This window comes from Baekduia sp. (assembly GCF_035996765.1).
In the GTDB taxonomy this organism is placed as follows: domain Bacteria; phylum Actinomycetota; class Thermoleophilia; order Solirubrobacterales; family Solirubrobacteraceae; genus Baekduia.
On sequence record NZ_DASYJG010000034.1, the window covers coordinates 31,746 to 47,710 of the forward strand.

Below are 15,965 nucleotides of genomic sequence, written 5' to 3' on the forward strand. Positions count from 1 at the left end.
ATACGGGCGAACGCCCGCGTTCAGACCAGAAAGAGCGTGAGATCGGGCTCACGCTCGCCGCGGAGCACGGCGAGATCGACCTCGACGCAGCGCATTCCGCGCGACTCCGCGAGTACTCGTGCCTGCGGCTTGATCTGCTGCGCGGCCAGAACGCCCTGACAATCGGCCATGGCCGGGTCTTCTCGGAGGCGCTCCAGATAGCGCGTCAGCTGCTCGACGGCGTCGATCGTCGCGACCCGCTTGATCTCCACCGCGACCCAGCCGTCGTGCTCGTCGCGGCACATGAGATCCACCGGGCCGATGTCGGTCGCCCACTCCCGCTTGACGAGCCGGAAGCCCTCACCACACCAGTGCGGCTGCTCGGCCAGCAGCTCCTGCAGATGGGCCTCGACGCCATCCTTCTCCAGCGCCGCGGCCTCCCCCATGTCGTGCGTGACATCCGAGACGACCTCGCTGATCGCGATGTCCAGCCGATCCTCCGTGGCCCCGGCGCGCTTGCGGACGACCATGTGGGTCAGGGTGTCGGCGTCGTCGGTTTTGAACTCGACGACCGTCGGCGGGGTCATCCAGTTCTGCGGCTTGACCGATGACCCCCCGTCGTGCCAGATCGAAACGCCGCCGTCGTTCTTGATCATGATCAACCGGACGGCCTCGGGCAGGTGGGTCGTCAGGCGGCCGGTGTAGTCGACGGAGCAGCGAGCAACGATGAGACGCATCGCCACCGAACGGTACGCATCCCGCCGGGCGGAAGCGATCACGTTCTCGGCATCTAGCGGGTCTCCCCGCGCCCCTCAGGCGGGTGAGGCCGGCGTCAGATCGGTCCCGGCGTTGCCTGCCAGCGCCGGGCTCGCCGTCAGCGCGTGAACGCTGCGACGAGATCGGTCGCCGCGGCCGTCGGCGGGCCGCCGGGGAGCGAGGACGCGGGCAGCTTGCGCTTCGCCAGCGCCGAGGTGACGTAGGCCGCGCCGCCGTGGGCCTGGTCGGCCGTGAGCGCTCCCGAGACGCTTTGTGCCTTGAGCAGCGTCGCGAGCTTCGCGCCGGCGGCGCGCTCGGCCTTCGCCGCCCCGCGCAACTGCGTCACGAGCGCGCTTGCGTGTCGCTCCTGTGCCTTCAGTGCCGACGTGCGCCGGGCCTTCGCCGCGCCGCTCTCGCGGAAGACGGTGACCTGCAGCGCCTCGGCGCACGCCGTCGCCGCGCGGCTCGCCGCGATGTAGCGGAGCTCCGCGGCGCGTAGCGCGGCGCAGAACCCCGGCGGTCCCGCGGGCTCGCGCGCGCAGTCCGGGAGCGTGACCTTCGCGCGCACCGGCCGCGGCCGCGCGAGCGTGCCGAAGTCCTTCCGCGGCGGATCGTTGACGATCCGCGCGTCGGCCTCGAGCCGGCTGAGCAGCGTCGCGCACTCGAAGCCCGACCCGGCGAGGATCACGTCGCCCGCGACCGCCGCCGCGGCCGCCGACTCCGCCGGGACGGCGACGCCCCACACGATCGCCGTCGTGCCGAGCACGACCTGCCCGCAGGCCGCCTCCGCCCGGAACAGCGTGGTCAGGAAGTCGCTCTTCGCGAACACCTTCTGGCGCTCGATCGCCGGGATGTGCTTCCCGGGCGGCGTCGTATGCGTCGGCTTGCCGCCTGCGTTCACACGCACCTCGGAGGTGATCGCGATCTGCGTTGCGCGCGTGCCGCCGCCGGTCTCGCACGCGACGGTCTCCTTCGCCCGCGGCCCGCCGACGTCGAACGCCTTGCTCGCGTCCGCCTCGCCGCTGAGCGACGGCGAGAAGGCGTCGCCGAACGACCGGTCCTGGACGACGGGCGGCACGGCCGGGCACACGCTCGAGGACCCACAGTGCTCCGTGTTGCAGAACAGCACCGAGCCGAAGTACTGGCAGCTCGGGCCGCCGGTGACGGTCACGTCGCTGCCCGACATCTGCGGCAGGTTCAGGTTGACGCCAAGCGTCCCGTCGCCCTGGCGCGTCACCGCGACGTTATGCGTCTCGGTCCCGGGCGCCTGCGTGATCGTGCAGTGCGCCGGGGGATAGCCGCCGCCCTCGTCGTCGTCGATCGTCCCCTGCGCGGCGAGCTTCACGTGCAGGTCGCTCGCCTCGCCGGGGCCGACGGTCGAACCGGAGACGTCCTCCACCCAGGACAGTGTCTCGTTACGTCGCGCCGAGGTCCCGGCGGTCGGCCCGGAGCCGTCGAACGTGTCGTGCCACGCGTAGCTGCCGGTGTAGTGGATCTGGAACGCGCTGGTCGCGGCGGAGGCCTGCGCGACCGCCGCCAGCGAGAGCAGCACGCTGAGCACGAACGCGCGGCGCATCGTGCCGCGGACGATCAACAAGCGCAAGGCCTCGGGCAGGAGCGCGTCGAGGCGCTCGGAGTACCAGACCTCGCAGCGGGCAACGATCAAACGCATCGGGGTGAACGGTACGCGGCGTGCCGGGCAGAAGCGGTGCTCACGGCTCCCACCACGCGATCGATGTCGCGCGTTTCAGCGCCTTGTCGAACGAGAGCACGCGACCGACTCCGCTGGCCTCCGCCGCAGCGACGAGCTGCGCCTCGGCGAAATGCAGTCGATCCTGCTCGTAGATCTCCAGAGCCCGCAGCAGCACCGGACGGTCGGCAACCGCCACCGTCGCCATCGCGAGCAGCGCCCGCATCGTCATCGCCACCTGCGCAGGTGGCGTCTCGTAGAACGACTCGAGGACGAAGACGCACTCGGCGAAGACCACGTCGGTCACCAGAAGCTGCTCGGCTTCTGGCAATGCGGCCGTCGCCCTGCCGGCCTGTCCCGGAGGGTCTCCGGTCAGGTGCCGGATCAGGACATTGGTGTCGACGAACGCGATCAGCGACGCGACTCCGCGTGCACGCGATGCGTCTCGCGCAGCACCCGGTCCCAGGACGTCCCCTGACGCCCGGCCGGCACCGCGATCGACCCGGCCAGCTCAAGGAAGTCCGGCGTCTTGGCGACGACCGCGCGATCGCCGTGCACCCGGAAGACCACCTCGTCTCCGGGATGCAACGCCAACGCATCGCGAACCGACTTGGGAACCGTGATCTGACCCTTGCTCGTCAACTTCGCAGCGACGTCCATATCCTTACCTTAGCATCGGAGTAAGGCAGTTAACGACGGGTTGGCGATACATACCTCAGCGGCTACGTTCCTCTCGTGAGCCTCTGGGGCCGAATATTCGCCGCCGGTTACGACAAGTTCATGGCGGAGACCGAGGAGGCCGGTCTCGCTCGCCACCGCGAGCAACTCCTTGCTGATGTCCGCGGCCGCGTGCTGGAGATCGGTGGCGGCACCGGCGCGAACCTGCCGCACTACCCCAGAGGCATCGCAGAGATCGTCATCACCGAACCGGAGGCGCCGATGGCGCGCAGGCTCCCTGCTCACGCGCTGCCGGCGCGCGTGGTGAGCGCTCCCGCCGAGAAGCTTCCGTTCGAGGACGCGAGCTTCGATGTCGCCGTCTCGACCCTGGTGCTGTGCACGGTCGGCGTTCCCGCGCTTGCCCTCGCCGAGATCCACCGCGTGCTCAAGCCTGACGGACAGCTGCTGTTCATCGAGCACTCCGGTCAGACGACCGCAGAGTCGCTCGCTGGCAAGACCGGCTCAACGGCCTGCAGCGTCGCGTCGGCCACGGCTGCAACTGCAACCGCCGCACGCTGGCCAGCATCGAGGGCGCGGGGTTCTCGGTGACGAGAATTGAACACACCCGCCTTCCCAAGGCGCCTCCCCATGTGCGTCCGCTCATCCTCGGTTCCGCGCAACGCGGGCTGCGCTGACCTCGACCCGCGCTCTGAGTCGCGATTCACCAATCTCTTAGTGAATGTTCCGGCCATGCAACAACGTGGCCTGCGGCCCCTGCGCCCGGGAGGGGGCGCAGAGACCGGCAAGCACATGGCGTTCTTGCCCGGAAGGCGGCGGCATCCGTTCCGGGGCGTCCGTGCCCTTGCCTCAAGACCCCCATCGGCCGGCGAAAGCAGAACCTGAAGGGCGTGTCTGCGAGCGGACTTCAGACCTCACAGCTTCGTGCCGGCCGTCCGCAGTTGGACGTCGTGACGGCGGTGATCGCCGAGCGTGAAGCAGGCCTCGGGCGCCTCGCTGCCGGCGATCCAGGACTCCATCCGCTCGGCGAGCGCCGGACCGTGCTTGAACGCGTGCCCCGAGCCGCCGCCGAGCAGCCAGACGCGCCCGCCGTACGCCGGATGTGGCGAGACGACGAAGCGCTCGTCGGGCGTCAGCTCGTACTGGCAGACGCGCGAGCCCACCAGCGGCGCGCCGGCCAGCGCGGGGAAGCGATGCGCCAGGTACGCGCGCGCGACGCGCTCGAGCTCCGGGCTGTTGCGCCGCTCGGCAGACATCGACGCCACGCCCGGACCCTCGACGTCGGGACCGACCTTCACGCCGCGACCGTCGAGGTCGCCCATGCCGTAGGCGGCGCCGTCGAAGTCGACCCAGCCGGGAACATCGGGCGCCGCCCAACGTCCGTCGGCGCCGAAGTAGAAGACGTCCTGATGGGTGATGCGCAGCTCGAGCACGTCGGCGAAGAGCGCTGCCATCCACGCCCCACACGCCCAGACGACGTGATCGGCCTCCAGAACACGACCGTCGTCGAGCACGACGCGCTCGCCGTCGGGTCGCGCGACCGCGGTCACGCGCTGTGCCCCCGCCGCGACCGCGCGGTCGGCCAGCGCCCGCACGCCCTCGCGCGCCCGCAGCAGCCCGGCCTCGGGCTCCAGCAGCGTGAACGCGAGGTCGTCGGCGTTGACCGACGGAAACAGCGCGGCAGGATCGACGCGCTCGTTCGGGATCCCCAGCCGCGTGAGCACGCGCTCGCTCGCCGCCTCCCAGCCGTCGGCCCGGCGCGCGAACCACGCCACGCCGGCCGGCGAGACGAGCCGCGGGTCGAGCTCGCGCCACAGCTCCAGCGCCCGACGCGACATCCGCGCGTGCAGCTCATCGTCGCCGTGGCTGGAGCGGATCAGCCGCGACTCGTCGCCACTGCCCGACCGCACGTGACCCGGCGAGAACTGCTCCACGTGCGTCACGCCCCACCCCGAGCGGGCGAGGCGGTCGGCGAGCGACGAACCCAACACGCCGGCGCCCACGACCACGACGGATGACGTCATGGCCGGGACGCTATCGCGCGGGTGGGCGGGGCCGGCTCTACTTCACCTTGAAGGTGAGGTACTTCGACGTCGTCTTCTTCCACGGTGCCTGACCCTGGTAGACGACGCGCACGCGCCACTTGCCCTTGAGCTTCAACTTGGCCTTGAAGGTGAAGGGCTTGTTGGCCGGCTTGAGGCCGCCGACCAGCTTGCGCCACTTGCCCTTCTTGTTGCGGTACTGCCACTCGACGGCGACCTTGCCGCCCAGCGACGGGACCGAGCCGGAGGCCTTCGCGGCCGCGGCGCCCGAGATCGAGCCGGCGATCTTGCACACGCGCTTCTTGCAGACGACCTTCTTGGACTTCAACTTGACCTTCGGCGTCAGCGTCGACTTCAGCGACCCGGCCTTGACCTTGACGACCGCGACCTTCTGCACCGACGTGTTGCCGTTCTTGTCCAGCGCGGTGACCTCGATGGTGTGCGGGCCGAGCGCGAGCTTGCCGGAGCCTTGCCACGGCGCCAGGCCGACCGGCGCGTTGTCGGTCAGGCCGTCGGTGAAGTTGCGGATGGCCTGGCCGCCGTCGAAGCTGAAGGTGATGCGCGCGATGCCGACGCCACCGTCGCTGGCGGCGGCCGACAGGTCGAGCTTGTCGACGAACTGCTGGCCGGGGATCGGCTTGACCACGCGGATCGCCGGAGCGTCGAAGTCGCCGCACGGGCCGGGACTGCCGCCGCCGGCCGCCGCAACGGCACGGAAGGCGCTCAACGCGGGCTTCGGCGAGCCGTCGGTGCGCAGCAAGCCATAGTGGTTGAGCTCGTCCACCGGCTCGCTGGTCGTGTCACGCATGGTGAACCAGTCGGCCTCCGTGACATACGGATCGTTGGCCAGACACGAGTAAGCCTTGCTCAGGAACGCAGACTGATTGGCCTCGGAGACGCCTGACGGCTTCTGCCCGGCCCACATGCCGCGCGTGCAGGAGGTCGGGCTGCCGTTGGTCGAGGACCAGCCCAGCTCGCTCATCAGGATCGGCTTGCCACCGTCGCCGTGGGCGACCATCGTGTCGCGCACCGAGCGGTAGCCGAGGAACGTGAAGCGCGCCAGCACGCCGTTCTCACGGTAGAACTCGTCCGGCGCGCGGTCCAGGCAGGCCGTGTCGGTGTGGACCGCGACCGCATCGAAGGAACCGCCCGCGCCGGCGGTGTAGAGGTTGTCCAGCCAGCCGTAGTTGTTGCCCGTCGTCGGGCCGGCCACGACCGTCGCGGCCGGGTCGCCGGCCTTGATGCCCGTGTAGGCGGCCTTGAGCATGGCGGTGTACTTGACCGGGTCGGGGCCCGGGTGCCAGAAGTCGTTCTCGTCGGGCTCGTTCCAGACCTCGTAGCCCGCGACCGTGCCCACGCCCTTGTTGTGGGCGGCGAAGCGCCGGAGGAAGTCGCCGAAGTCCGCCGGGTCGGTCGGTGGAACCGCGACGTCCGGGGAGCCGCCGTTGGACCACGCGGGCGCCTCGGTCACCACGAAGAGCGGCTTGACGCCCGCGGCGTTGAGCTGCTTGATCGCGTTGTCGAACGTCGTCGAGATGTTGAGCAGGTTGACGTCGTTGGACGGGTACTCGTTGCGGTGGTCGGGCTCAAACGCGTTCCACAGCGCGAAGATGCGCACCGTCTTGGCGCCGGCCTGGATCGCCTCGGTGATGCGATCGGGCGTCGGGGCGCCGGCGATGTTGACGCCAGGCGTGGCGGCCTGCGCGGCTGACGGGATGGCCAGCGCCGCGAGGGCGACCAGCGGGAGAAGGATCTTGGGGAGGCTCATGAGGAAATGGGGGCGCGCGGCGCGGCGCGAGGGGTCGCGGTCCTTTGGTCTCACAGATCGGAGGTCGACGAACCCGCTTGAACGGATTCCGTTCCATCCCGGACACCTTTGGACGCGCTAGCGTCACGTTTCATGAGCGTTGTCGACCATCTGTCCACCAACCCGGCCGACGTCTCGGACGTCGTCTGGTGCGGTCCGATGGCCGACGCCGACGCGTTCGTGGCCGCCGCGCGCGCCGCGCGCGCGGCCCAGCCGGGGTGGGCCGCGACGCCCGCCCCCCGACGCGGCCGCGCGATCCAGCAGATCGGCCGGATCGTGGAGGCCAACAAGGAGTCGCTCGCCCGGCTTGTCACGCGCGAGATCGGCAAGCCGTACCCCGAGGCGCTCGGCGAGGTCCAGGAGATCGTCGACACCTGCGACTTCTTCCTCGGCGAGGGCCGGCGGCTCTACGGCCAGACCGTGCCGAGCGAGATGCCCGACAAGCAGCTGTTCACCTTCCGTGTGCCGGTCGGCGTCGCGGCGATCATCACGGCCGGCAACTTCCCGGTCGCGGTGCCGTCCTGGTACCTCGTGCCGGCGCTGCTCTGCGGCAACGCCGTCGTCTGGAAGCCAGCGGATTACACGCCCGCGCTGGGCCAGGCGCTTGGCGCGCTCTTCCAGGCGGGAGGGCTGCCGGACGGCGTGCTGAGCGTCGTGCAGGCCGACGGGCCGACGACCTTCGCCGGGCTGGAGCGCGCGCTGGACGAGGGCCTGGTCGACAAGGTCGGCTTCACGGGATCCTCGGCCGTGGGGCGCGAGATCGGCGCACTCTGCGGCCGCCACCTGCAGTCGCCGTGCCTGGAGCTCGGCGGCAAGAACCCGATGGTCGTCACCGCCGACGCCGACCTCGACCTGGCTGTGGAGGGCGCGCTCTTCGGCGGCTTCGGGACGGCGGGCCAGCGCTGCACGTCGTTGGGCACGGCGATCGTCCATGAGGACGTTTACGACGACTTCCTGGCGCGCCTGACGCGCGCGGTCGAGACAGCGCCGATCGGCGACCCGATGGCCAAGGACGTGCTCTACGGCCCGATGATCGACGAGAAGTTCTTGCAGCACTTCGTCGACAACCACCTCAAGTTGATCGCCGACCACCACGCGGTCAGCGGCTCGACCGGCGTCGGGCGGGTCACCGCCGACAACCCGCGCGCCGGCTTCGTCGGGGACTTCGAGCGCGGGCTCTACGTCCACCCCACGATCGTCGCCGGCGTCGGCATCGACGACGAGCTCGCCAACACCGAGACCTTCGGCCCACTGGTCGGCGTCGCGCGGTACGGCTCCTTCGACGAGGCCATCGCTTTCGCCAACGGCCACGGCTACGGACTCTCGTCGGCCATCTACACCAACAACCCGACCAGCGCGCTGCGCTTCCGCGAGCGGGTGAGCGCGGGGATGGTGTCGGTCAACAACTCGACCTCGGGTGCCGAGGCGCACCTGCCCTTCGGCGGCAACGGGAAGTCGGGCAACGGCTCGCGCCAGTCCGGCGTCTGGGTGCTGGACCAGTTCACGCGCTGGCAGTCGATGAACTGGGACTACGCGGGCAAGCTGCAGAAGGCCCAGATGGACGTCGACGACGTCGACGCCGACCTCGATTTCCGCCTGGAAGACTGAGCGACCATGGAGCGTCCCGCCTCCGATCTGGACGGCCTCGCCGCCATCATCGCCGTCGACGCGCGCGCCGACGGCCTGCCGATCAGCTGGGTCAGCCCCGGCTTCGAGCTGCTGACCGGCTACGGCGCCTCCGAGGTGCTCGGCCGCAACGCCAAGCTGCTGCAGGGGCCCGACACCGACCCGCGCTCGATCTCGCTGCTCACCGAGGCGATCACCGCCGGCCGCGACGCCTACGTGACGCTGCTGAACTACCGCGCCGACGGCACGCCGTTCTGGAACGAGCTCGCGATCGCGCCCGAGCGCGACGCGGACGGCAAGATCGTCCGCTGGCTCGGCACGCAGCGCGACGTCACCGACCGCATGCGCCAGAACGCGCGGCTGCACGAGCTCGCCTACTACGACGCGCTCACCGGCCTGCCGAACCGCTCGGCGCTGCACGACGAGCTGCGCTCCGCGATGCACCGCGCGCGCGTGCACGAGACCGAGCTGGCGCTGCTGCAGGTCGACGTCGACGACTTCCGCCGCGTCAACGAGAAGTGGGGCCACCAGGCCGGCGACGCGCTGCTGCGCGTCGTGGCCGACCGCCTGCGCTCGGTCGTCCGGCCCCAGGACCTGCTGGCCCGCCAAGGCGGCGACGAGTTCGCGCTGCTGCTCAAGGACCTGCCGAGCGGCGAGGGCGAGCGCGTCGCCAAGGAGCTGGCCGCACGCCTGCTGGACGCGGTACGCGATGAGCCGCATGTCGTCGGCGACCTGCGCCTGGAGATCCGCGTCAGCCTCGGCATCGGCCTCTACCGCCAGGGGACTACGACGACCTCGGCCGATCTGCTGCAGGACGCTGATGTGGCCGTCGAGTCGGCCAAGGCCGCGGGCAAGGACACCGTCCGCGTCCATCGCGCGGTCTCGGGTGATGCGGTGCTGGTTCCCGACGATGCGTTTGATCCCGCCGCGGCCGGCGGGGCGCTGCAGCAGGTGCTCGCCGAGGGCACCATCACGGCGCTCTACCAGCCGATCGTCGACTTGGTGTCCGGTGAGATGCTCGGCTACGAGGCGCTCGCGCGTGGGCCGGAGGGCTCACCGCTGCACCGGCCTGATCGGCTGTTCGCGGCGGCGGAAGCTGCGGGGCGTGTGGTCGAGCTGGACTGGGCCTGCCGGGTCGTCGCCGTGCGCGGCGCGTTGGAGGCGGGTCTCAGCCGCTCGTCGTCGTTGTTCATCAACTGCGAGCCGGCCGCGCTCGGTGCTGTTTGTCCACCGGAGCACGCCGCGCTGTGGGAGCGCGCCCAGCGCGAGCTCGATCTCGTGCTGGAGATCACCGAGCGCGCCGTGACGGCCCGCCCCGCCGAGCTGGTGCGGGCACTGAGCGACGCGCGCGCCGCCGGCCGCGGGATCGCGCTGGACGACGTCGGCGCCGACGTCCGCTCGCTGGCACTGCTGCCGTTGGTAGAGCCCGACATCATCAAGCTCGATCTGCGGTTGGTGCAAGACCGGCCGTCGACCGACCAGGCGGCCATCGTCAGCGCGGTGGCCGCTGAGCACGAGCGCACGGGCGCGCAGATCCTTGCCGAGGGCATCGAGAACGGGGAGCACGTCGCGATCGCCCGCTCGCTCGGCGCGACGCTCGGCCAGGGCTGGCACTTCGGGCGGCCGGCGCCGCTCGTGGCGCCACTGCCGGTTGGGCGCGTGCGCCGCCACACGGCGACGGCGCCGGAACTGCCGGGGTCGACGCCGTTCGAGGTCGTCGCGGCGGTCCGGGAGACCGGTGAGGCGACCAAGCGCTTGTTGTTGCCGATGAGCCACCACCTCGAGGCGCGTGCGCTGCGGATCGGCGAGGGCGCGGTCATCTTGTCGGCCTTCCAGGACGCGCGCCACTTCACCAAGGCGACGGTGCGCCGCTACGAGGCGCTGGCGCGGCGGTCGTCGCTGGTGGCGGCCTTCGGCGTGGGGCTGGCGGAGGAGCCAGTCCACGGGGTGCGCGGTGCGCAGCTCGATCCTGATGATGCGCTGGCGGGAGAGTGGTCGGTGATCGTGCTCGGCCCGCACTTCGCCGGCGCGTTGGTCGGGCGGGATCTTGGGGATGTCGATCGCGCGGATGGCGAGCGGCGGTTCGCGTTCGCGACGGTCTATGACCGGGGGCTGGTGATTGCGGCGGCGCGGACGTTGTTGTCGCGGATCGCGCCGCGGGAGCGGGCGTCGCTGTAGGACATTGGGGGCGCGCTGCGTTGGTGGCGCTCAGTACGCGGCGTGGTCGTGCGTTGTGGCCTGGTCTGTCGGCACCGAGGGAGTGAGAGCGGGAGGACCCCGCGAGGCGCCACGGGTCGTCCGCTGGTGCCCGGGCGCGGGCGCGGGGAACCTTGCGGCGTCTCGCGACGCGTGAAGACTGGTGAGCATCATGGAGCACACGTTAACCGCGATATACGCGGGTTATGCGCGATCGAGTGTGCTTCGGTGCCGAATCGTAGGTCCCGCCCCGGTCGCTGGGGTCATTCGTATGTAAGTGCTCTCCACAAGCACCTCCATACGAATGACTCGCATTCGGCCCCCGAACCGCCTGCCCCCGGCGCCGGCGGACGACCCCTGGCGCCTCGATGCGCCAGACGCGTTCACTCCTCGCCGCCAACGGACCCCGCCCCGCGGCACCAGCCAGCGCCGCGAGCTGAACGCCAACCAACCTCATCCCAACCCACCAAGAGGATCCGCCCACGCCGGCGGGCCATTGCGGTACCAAAGCGGCGACGTGGTCGGCGGCGGCGTGAGGGCGGCCTTGGCCACCAACAACGATGGCTGGGGATCGGCGAGGTGCGAAGCGAGCGCCGCGGCGAAGTCGTCACCAAGTCCCTCGACGGCGCTAGCCCGCACCCCAAAGGCGCCCGCCAGCGCCACGAAGTCCGGCGTCTCCAGATCCACGCCAAACCGCTCCGCCCCACTCCGGTCCTGGTCAAACCGCAGCATCCCGTAGCCCCCGTCATCAACGACGACCACGGTCAACGGCAACTGCTCCTGCTTCGCCGTCGCCAGCTCACCGCAGGCAAACAGGAAGCCGCCGTCCCCGCAGACCGCGAGCGTCGGACCGGCCGCGGCCGCGCCGAGCGCCGCCGGGAAGGCGTAGCCGAGCGTCCCCCAACCCATCGGGTACTGAAAGCGGCGCGGGCCGGCGGGCGCATACATACCGGCCAGCCAATAGCCGGGAATGCACATGTCGGCGACGACCGTCACGTCCTCGGGCACAGCCCGCGCAAACAGCTCAAGGAACGCGATCTCCAACGGGTGGTCACCGCGCAGCGACCCGCGCGCACGGCGGCGGACCGTGACGAGATCAGCCCAGACGTCAACGCCCGCCGGCGGCAGCCCGGCGGCCAGGGCGCGCAGCGCGACCGCCGCATCAGCCTCGACCAGCACATCCGGCACGTAGTTCTTCACGGCGTCGCGCGCATCCACGTTCACCGACAACAACTTCGGCCGCGGCAACCGCCAGTTCATGGTGTTCATGCCGTCGAAGTCGGTACCAACGGCAATCACAACATCAGCCTCGTCCCACAGCTCCCCCACCGCCGGCAGATGGGGCGGTAGACCCACCGCGCACGGGTCCTCAGCACCGACCAGCCCGCGCGAGCTGAAGGTCGTCAGGATCGGTGCGCCCAAACGCCGCGCCAACTCGGCCACCTCCGGCCCGGCATCGGTCGCGCCACCGCCCGCCCAGACCAGCGGCTTCCACGCGCCGGCCAGCAGCTCCAGGGCCTCGCCGACGTCGGGCTCATCGGGCACAACCTCCGGCGCGAACTCGCCGACATCCCAGCGCGGTCCGCGTGCCGACAGCTTGTCTGTCGGGATCTCCACGAAGACCGGCCGTCGCGGCGCCTCGAACGCCACGGCGATCGCGCTCTCGATGTCGGCTGGATCCTCGAGCCGGAACGTCTTCTTGGTGACCGGCGCGAACATCGCGCGCTGATCGGACGCCTCGTGCAGTGCCCCGCCGACGACCCCGCGACGCTTGAGCGTCGTCGGGATGTCGGTCGCGATGACCGCGACCGGCGACCGCGACGCCCATGCCTCACCGGTCGCCCCAAGCGTGTTCGCCGCTCCCGGACCCGTCGTCACCAGCGCCACGCCGACCTCGCCGGTGGCGCGCGCGTAGCCGTCGGCCGCGTAGGCGGCAGCCTGCTCGTGGCGCACGCCGATCAGCCGGATCGACGATCGGCGCAGTGCCTCCCAGGCGGCGAGGTTGTGCACGCCGGGCAGGCCGAAGACGACCTTGACACCGGCGCGCTCCAGGCCGGCGACCATCTGGTCGGCGCCGGTGGCCATCAGGCGGCCACTCGACGACACCAAACCCGCGTATATCGCGGGTTTCGTGTCGCTCGCTCGCTGGCCCCCGTGCTCCTCATGCGGCCGGCAGCACCCGTGGCTGCGCCGCATGCAACCGCTCCAACAACACGGCCACCTCTTCATCCTCCGGCGCCAGGCGCAGCGCGCGCTCGGCCGCGGCGATCGCGTCGCTCACGCGGTCGGTCCGCGCCAGCGCATGCGCATAGCGCGACCACGCGTCCGGCCGATCGCCGTCCAGCAGCGTCGCCTGCTCGGTTGCCGTGACCTCGCCACCGAGATCACCACCAAGATGGTGGGCCAGCGCGAGATCGAGCAGCCCCTCGACGGTCGGCCCGAGCCGGCGCGCGGTCTCCAACGCGTCCAGCGCGCCCTCACGGTCCATCAGCGCAAGGCGCAGCCGACCGACGCGCTCCCAGGCGCCCGCATCGCTCGGGCCCAGCTGGGCGGAGCGCAGCGCCGCCTCGGCCGCCAGGTCGATCGCCCGCATGTCCTCGTAGATGCGCGCGGCGTAGCGCTGCGCGGCCGGGCGCGTCGGGTCGTGACGGATCCAGTCGCGCACGGCACGCCCTGCCGCTAGCAGATCGCCCGCCTGCCAGAAGGCGAGCGTCAGCAGCCGCAGGACCGAGATGTTGGTGGGCTCGGCGTCGCGCGCGTAGATCAGGCGGCGGGCGGCCAACTTGTAATCCCCCTCGACCATCGCGTGCTGTGCGGCGGTCATGAAGCGCTGCACGCGCTCGTGGCCGGGGTCGGGCTTGGAGAAGTCGACGAACTGCAGCGAGCCGGCCGGGACCGTGCGCACGCCGGGCTGGAAGCGCACGCGCGCCCACTGCTGGATGTCGTCGCCACCGCCGGTGAAGTAGATGCCCGCGACCTCGCCGACGCCCCATTCCGGATAGGAGAGGCAGCGCGCGTAGCGGTGCACGACCGAGTGGTCGGGAACGCGCGAGCCGAACGGGTCGTTCTTGGCGCGATCGGCGTCATGGGCGCGCCGGGCCTGGTCCTCCTCGTAGGCGCGGCGGCCGGCCTCGGCGCGATAGGCGCGGGTGGCCGCAACGCTGACCTTGACCGCGTTGCGCGACACCCGCCCGCCGCGCGAGCCCTCCGCGAGGTTCTCGAGCTGGTCGGCCGCCTCGTTGATGGCCTTGAGATGGCGCTCGTGCTCGATCTGCTTGCCGGGCGGCGCAAGATCGGGGTGCCAGACCTTGGCCTGCTTGCGCCGCGCGAGCTGGACATCGCGCTTCTCGAACGGGGGCTCGAGCTCCAGCAGGAGGAGCGCCTGTTCGATGTCGAGGACCTGCGGCACGACCTTCGAGGGTATCGGCCCAACCCATAGGCTCCTAGGCGTGTTGCTGTCCGACTCCACGACGCTCCGGCTCGGCGGGCCCGCCGCCGCCTTCGTCGCAGCGACGACCGACACGCAGTTGCTCGAGGCCCTGACCGCCGCCGAGCGCCCGATCCTGCTCCTGGCCGGCGGGTCGAACCTCGTCGTCGCCGACGAGGGCTTCCCCGGCACGGTCGTGCAGGTCGCCACGCGCGGCATCGAGCGCGACGGCGACGCCCTGCACGTCGCGGCGGGTGAGCCGTGGGACGCGCTCGTCGCCCACACGGTCGGCGAGGGCCTCGCCGGGATCGAGGCGCTCTCCGGGATCCCGGGCTCGGTCGGCGCCACGCCGATCCAAAACGTCGGCGCCTACGGCCAAGAGGTAAGCGACACCATCATGTCGGTCCGGGCGTTTGACCGGACGACCGCGGAGACGGTCGACCTCGCGCCCGAGGACTGCGGCTTCACGTACCGCTCCAGCGCCTTCAAGCGCGACCCGGAGCGCTACGCGGTCCTGCGCGTCTCGTTCGCACTGCACGCCTCCCGCAGCTCCCGCCCCATCCGCTACGCCGAGCTGGCGCGCGCGCTCGGCGTCGAGGTCGGCGAGACCGCGCCGCTGCTCGCCGTGCGCGAGGCGGTGCTCCAGCTTCGCCGCTCCAAGGGCATGGTCCTCGACGCCAACGACCCCGACACCACCTCCGCCGGCTCGTTCTTCACCAACCCGATCCTCGACGCCACGGCGTTCGCCGCGCTCCGTGAGCGCGCCGGCGAGAACGTCCCCGGCTTCCCCGAGCCCGACGGCCGCGTCAAGACCTCCGCCGCCTGGCTCATCGACCACGCCGGCTTCACCAAGGGCTACGGCAACCCCGCCGGCATCGCGATCTCGACCAAGCACGTGCTCGCGCTGACCAACCGCGGAGCAGGCACGACGGCCGAGCTCGTGGCGCTCGCCCAAGAGATCGCGCGCGGCGTCGAGGCGACCTTCGGCGTCGCCCTGCACCCCGAGCCCGTCTTCGTCGGGCACGCCTGGGATCCCATCGCGGCCTGAGCCTCCTATCCTGGAGGCTTCATGGCTCCTCAGTACATCTTTCAGATGCAGCGGCTCACGAAGGCCTACGGGCCCGAGAAGCCGATCCTCAACGACGTCACGCTCGCGTTCTACTCCGGCGCCAAGATCGGCGTGCTGGGCTACAACGGCGCGGGTAAGTCGACGCTGCTGAACGTCATGGCCGGGATCGACACCGAGTTCAACGGCGACGCCCAGCTCGCCCCGGGCGCCACCGTGGGCATGTTGGAGCAGGAGCCTACCCTGGACCCGGCCAAGGACGTCAAGGGCAACGTCGAGGACGGCGTCGCCGAGACGAAGGCGCTGCTGGAGCGCTTCAACGAGCTGGCCGCCAACTACTCCGACGAGACCGCCGACGAGTTCGGCCGCCTGCAGGAGCAGATCGACGCCGCCGACGCCTGGAACCTCGACACGAACATCGAGTACGCGATGGACGCGCTGCGCCTGCCGCCCGCCGACGCCGACGTCACGAAGCTCTCCGGCGGCGAGCGCCGCCGCGTCGCGCTCTGCCGGTTGCTGCTCTCCCAGCCCGACCTCCTCCTGCTCGACGAGCCGACGAACCACCTCGACGCCGAGTCCGTCGACTGGCTCGAGCGCCACCTCGCCGAGTACCGCGGCACGATCGTCGCCGTCACGCACGATCGCTACTTCCTCGACAACGTGGCCGGCTGGATCCTCGAACTCGATCGCGCGCGCGGCCT

General features: G+C 71.0%; 13 protein-coding genes. 5 read left to right on the plus strand and 8 right to left on the minus strand.

The features are described from left to right. Positions 1–20: 20 nt before the first annotated feature. From nucS to VGO10_RS07450, 4 genes are all read right to left on the minus strand, one after another. Positions 21–716, minus strand: coding sequence for an endonuclease NucS (gene nucS, locus VGO10_RS07435; RefSeq protein WP_327466760.1), 696 nt, complete (start codon positions 714–716; stop codon positions 21–23). Positions 717–853: 137 nt separating this feature from the next. Then, complete coding sequence (locus VGO10_RS07440; protein WP_327466762.1) at positions 854–2,407, minus strand: hypothetical protein; 1,554 nt, start codon at positions 2,405–2,407, stop codon at positions 854–856. A 40-nt stretch (positions 2,408–2,447) separates the two neighbouring features. Continuing rightward, positions 2,448–2,891, minus strand: coding sequence for a PIN domain-containing protein (locus tag VGO10_RS07445; RefSeq protein ID WP_327466783.1), 444 nt, complete (start codon positions 2,889–2,891; stop codon positions 2,448–2,450). After that, complete coding sequence (locus VGO10_RS07450; protein ID WP_327466763.1) at positions 2,837–3,085, minus strand: AbrB/MazE/SpoVT family DNA-binding domain-containing protein; 249 nt, start codon at positions 3,083–3,085, stop codon at positions 2,837–2,839. The genes VGO10_RS07445 and VGO10_RS07450 overlap by 55 nt, the downstream gene beginning before the upstream one ends. Before the next feature lie 75 nt (positions 3,086–3,160). Here VGO10_RS07450 and VGO10_RS07455 point away from each other — a divergent pair, with 75 nt between their 5' ends. Next, positions 3,161–3,691, plus strand: a complete 531-nt coding sequence (locus VGO10_RS07455) for a class I SAM-dependent methyltransferase (RefSeq protein ID WP_327466765.1) — start codon at positions 3,161–3,163, stop codon at positions 3,689–3,691. A 323-nt stretch (positions 3,692–4,014) separates the two neighbouring features. On the opposite strand, the gene VGO10_RS07460 is transcribed toward VGO10_RS07455, so the two are convergent. Together VGO10_RS07460 and VGO10_RS07465 are read right to left on the minus strand one after the other, a co-directional pair. After that, entirely contained in the window at positions 4,015–5,124 is a 1,110-nt protein-coding gene (locus VGO10_RS07460; RefSeq protein ID WP_327466767.1) for an FAD-dependent oxidoreductase, read from the minus strand. Between the two features lie 37 nt (positions 5,125–5,161). Beyond that, positions 5,162–6,910 carry a cellulase family glycosylhydrolase gene (locus VGO10_RS07465; protein WP_327466769.1) on the minus strand — a complete coding sequence of 583 codons (1,749 nt, stop codon included), beginning with the start codon at positions 6,908–6,910 and terminating at the stop codon, positions 5,162–5,164. Between the two features lie 132 nt (positions 6,911–7,042). Between VGO10_RS07465 and VGO10_RS07470 the strand changes: the two genes are divergently transcribed. After that, entirely contained in the window at positions 7,043–8,557 is a 1,515-nt protein-coding gene (locus tag VGO10_RS07470) for an aldehyde dehydrogenase family protein (protein ID WP_327466771.1), read from the plus strand. A 6-nt stretch (positions 8,558–8,563) separates the two neighbouring features. Then, complete coding sequence (locus tag VGO10_RS07475) at positions 8,564–10,753, plus strand: diguanylate cyclase domain-containing protein (protein WP_327466773.1); 2,190 nt, start codon at positions 8,564–8,566, stop codon at positions 10,751–10,753. Positions 10,754–11,224: 471 nt separating this feature from the next. Here VGO10_RS07475 and VGO10_RS07480 read toward each other — a convergent pair whose 3' ends face one another. Both VGO10_RS07480 and VGO10_RS07485 read right to left on the minus strand, forming a co-directional pair. Continuing rightward, positions 11,225–12,856 (minus strand): thiamine pyrophosphate-binding protein, encoded by a 1,632-nt coding sequence (locus tag VGO10_RS07480; protein ID WP_327466775.1) that lies wholly within the window; start codon positions 12,854–12,856, stop codon positions 11,225–11,227. 76 nt (positions 12,857–12,932) lie between these two features. After that, the gene (locus tag VGO10_RS07485; RefSeq protein ID WP_327466777.1) at positions 12,933–14,180 is read right to left on the minus strand and encodes a hypothetical protein; all 1,248 of its coding nucleotides are present in this window, start codon (positions 14,178–14,180) and stop codon (positions 12,933–12,935) included. Between the two features lie 40 nt (positions 14,181–14,220). On the opposite strand from VGO10_RS07485, the gene VGO10_RS07490 reads away from it, so the two are divergent. Next, positions 14,221–15,246, plus strand: coding sequence for a UDP-N-acetylmuramate dehydrogenase (locus VGO10_RS07490; RefSeq protein ID WP_327466779.1), 1,026 nt, complete (start codon positions 14,221–14,223; stop codon positions 15,244–15,246). Positions 15,247–15,267: 21 nt separating this feature from the next. Then, positions 15,268–15,965: ATP-binding cassette domain-containing protein (locus VGO10_RS07495; RefSeq protein WP_327466781.1), on the plus strand; the 698-nt coding region annotated here is incomplete at its 3' end.

Bases quoted from the DNA above. Each gene is read 5' to 3' on its own strand.
- VGO10_RS07465 (WP_327466769.1), bottom strand. From the start codon at position 6,910: ATGAGCCTCCCCAAGATCCTTCTCCCGCTGGTCGCCCTCGCGGCGCTG.
- nucS (WP_327466760.1), bottom strand. From the start codon at position 716: ATGCGTCTCATCGTTGCTCGCTGCTCCGTCGACTACACCGGCCGCCTG.
- VGO10_RS07450 (WP_327466763.1), bottom strand. From the start codon at position 3,085: ATGGACGTCGCTGCGAAGTTGACGAGCAAGGGTCAGATCACGGTTCCC.
- VGO10_RS07475 (WP_327466773.1), top strand. From the start codon at position 8,564: ATGGAGCGTCCCGCCTCCGATCTGGACGGCCTCGCCGCCATCATCGCC.
- VGO10_RS07440 (WP_327466762.1), bottom strand. From the start codon at position 2,407: ATGCGTTTGATCGTTGCCCGCTGCGAGGTCTGGTACTCCGAGCGCCTC.
- VGO10_RS07480 (WP_327466775.1), bottom strand. From the start codon at position 12,856: ATGGCCACCGGCGCCGACCAGATGGTCGCCGGCCTGGAGCGCGCCGGT.
- VGO10_RS07460 (WP_327466767.1), bottom strand. From the start codon at position 5,124: ATGACGTCATCCGTCGTGGTCGTGGGCGCCGGCGTGTTGGGTTCGTCG.
- VGO10_RS07470 (WP_327466771.1), top strand. From the start codon at position 7,043: ATGAGCGTTGTCGACCATCTGTCCACCAACCCGGCCGACGTCTCGGAC.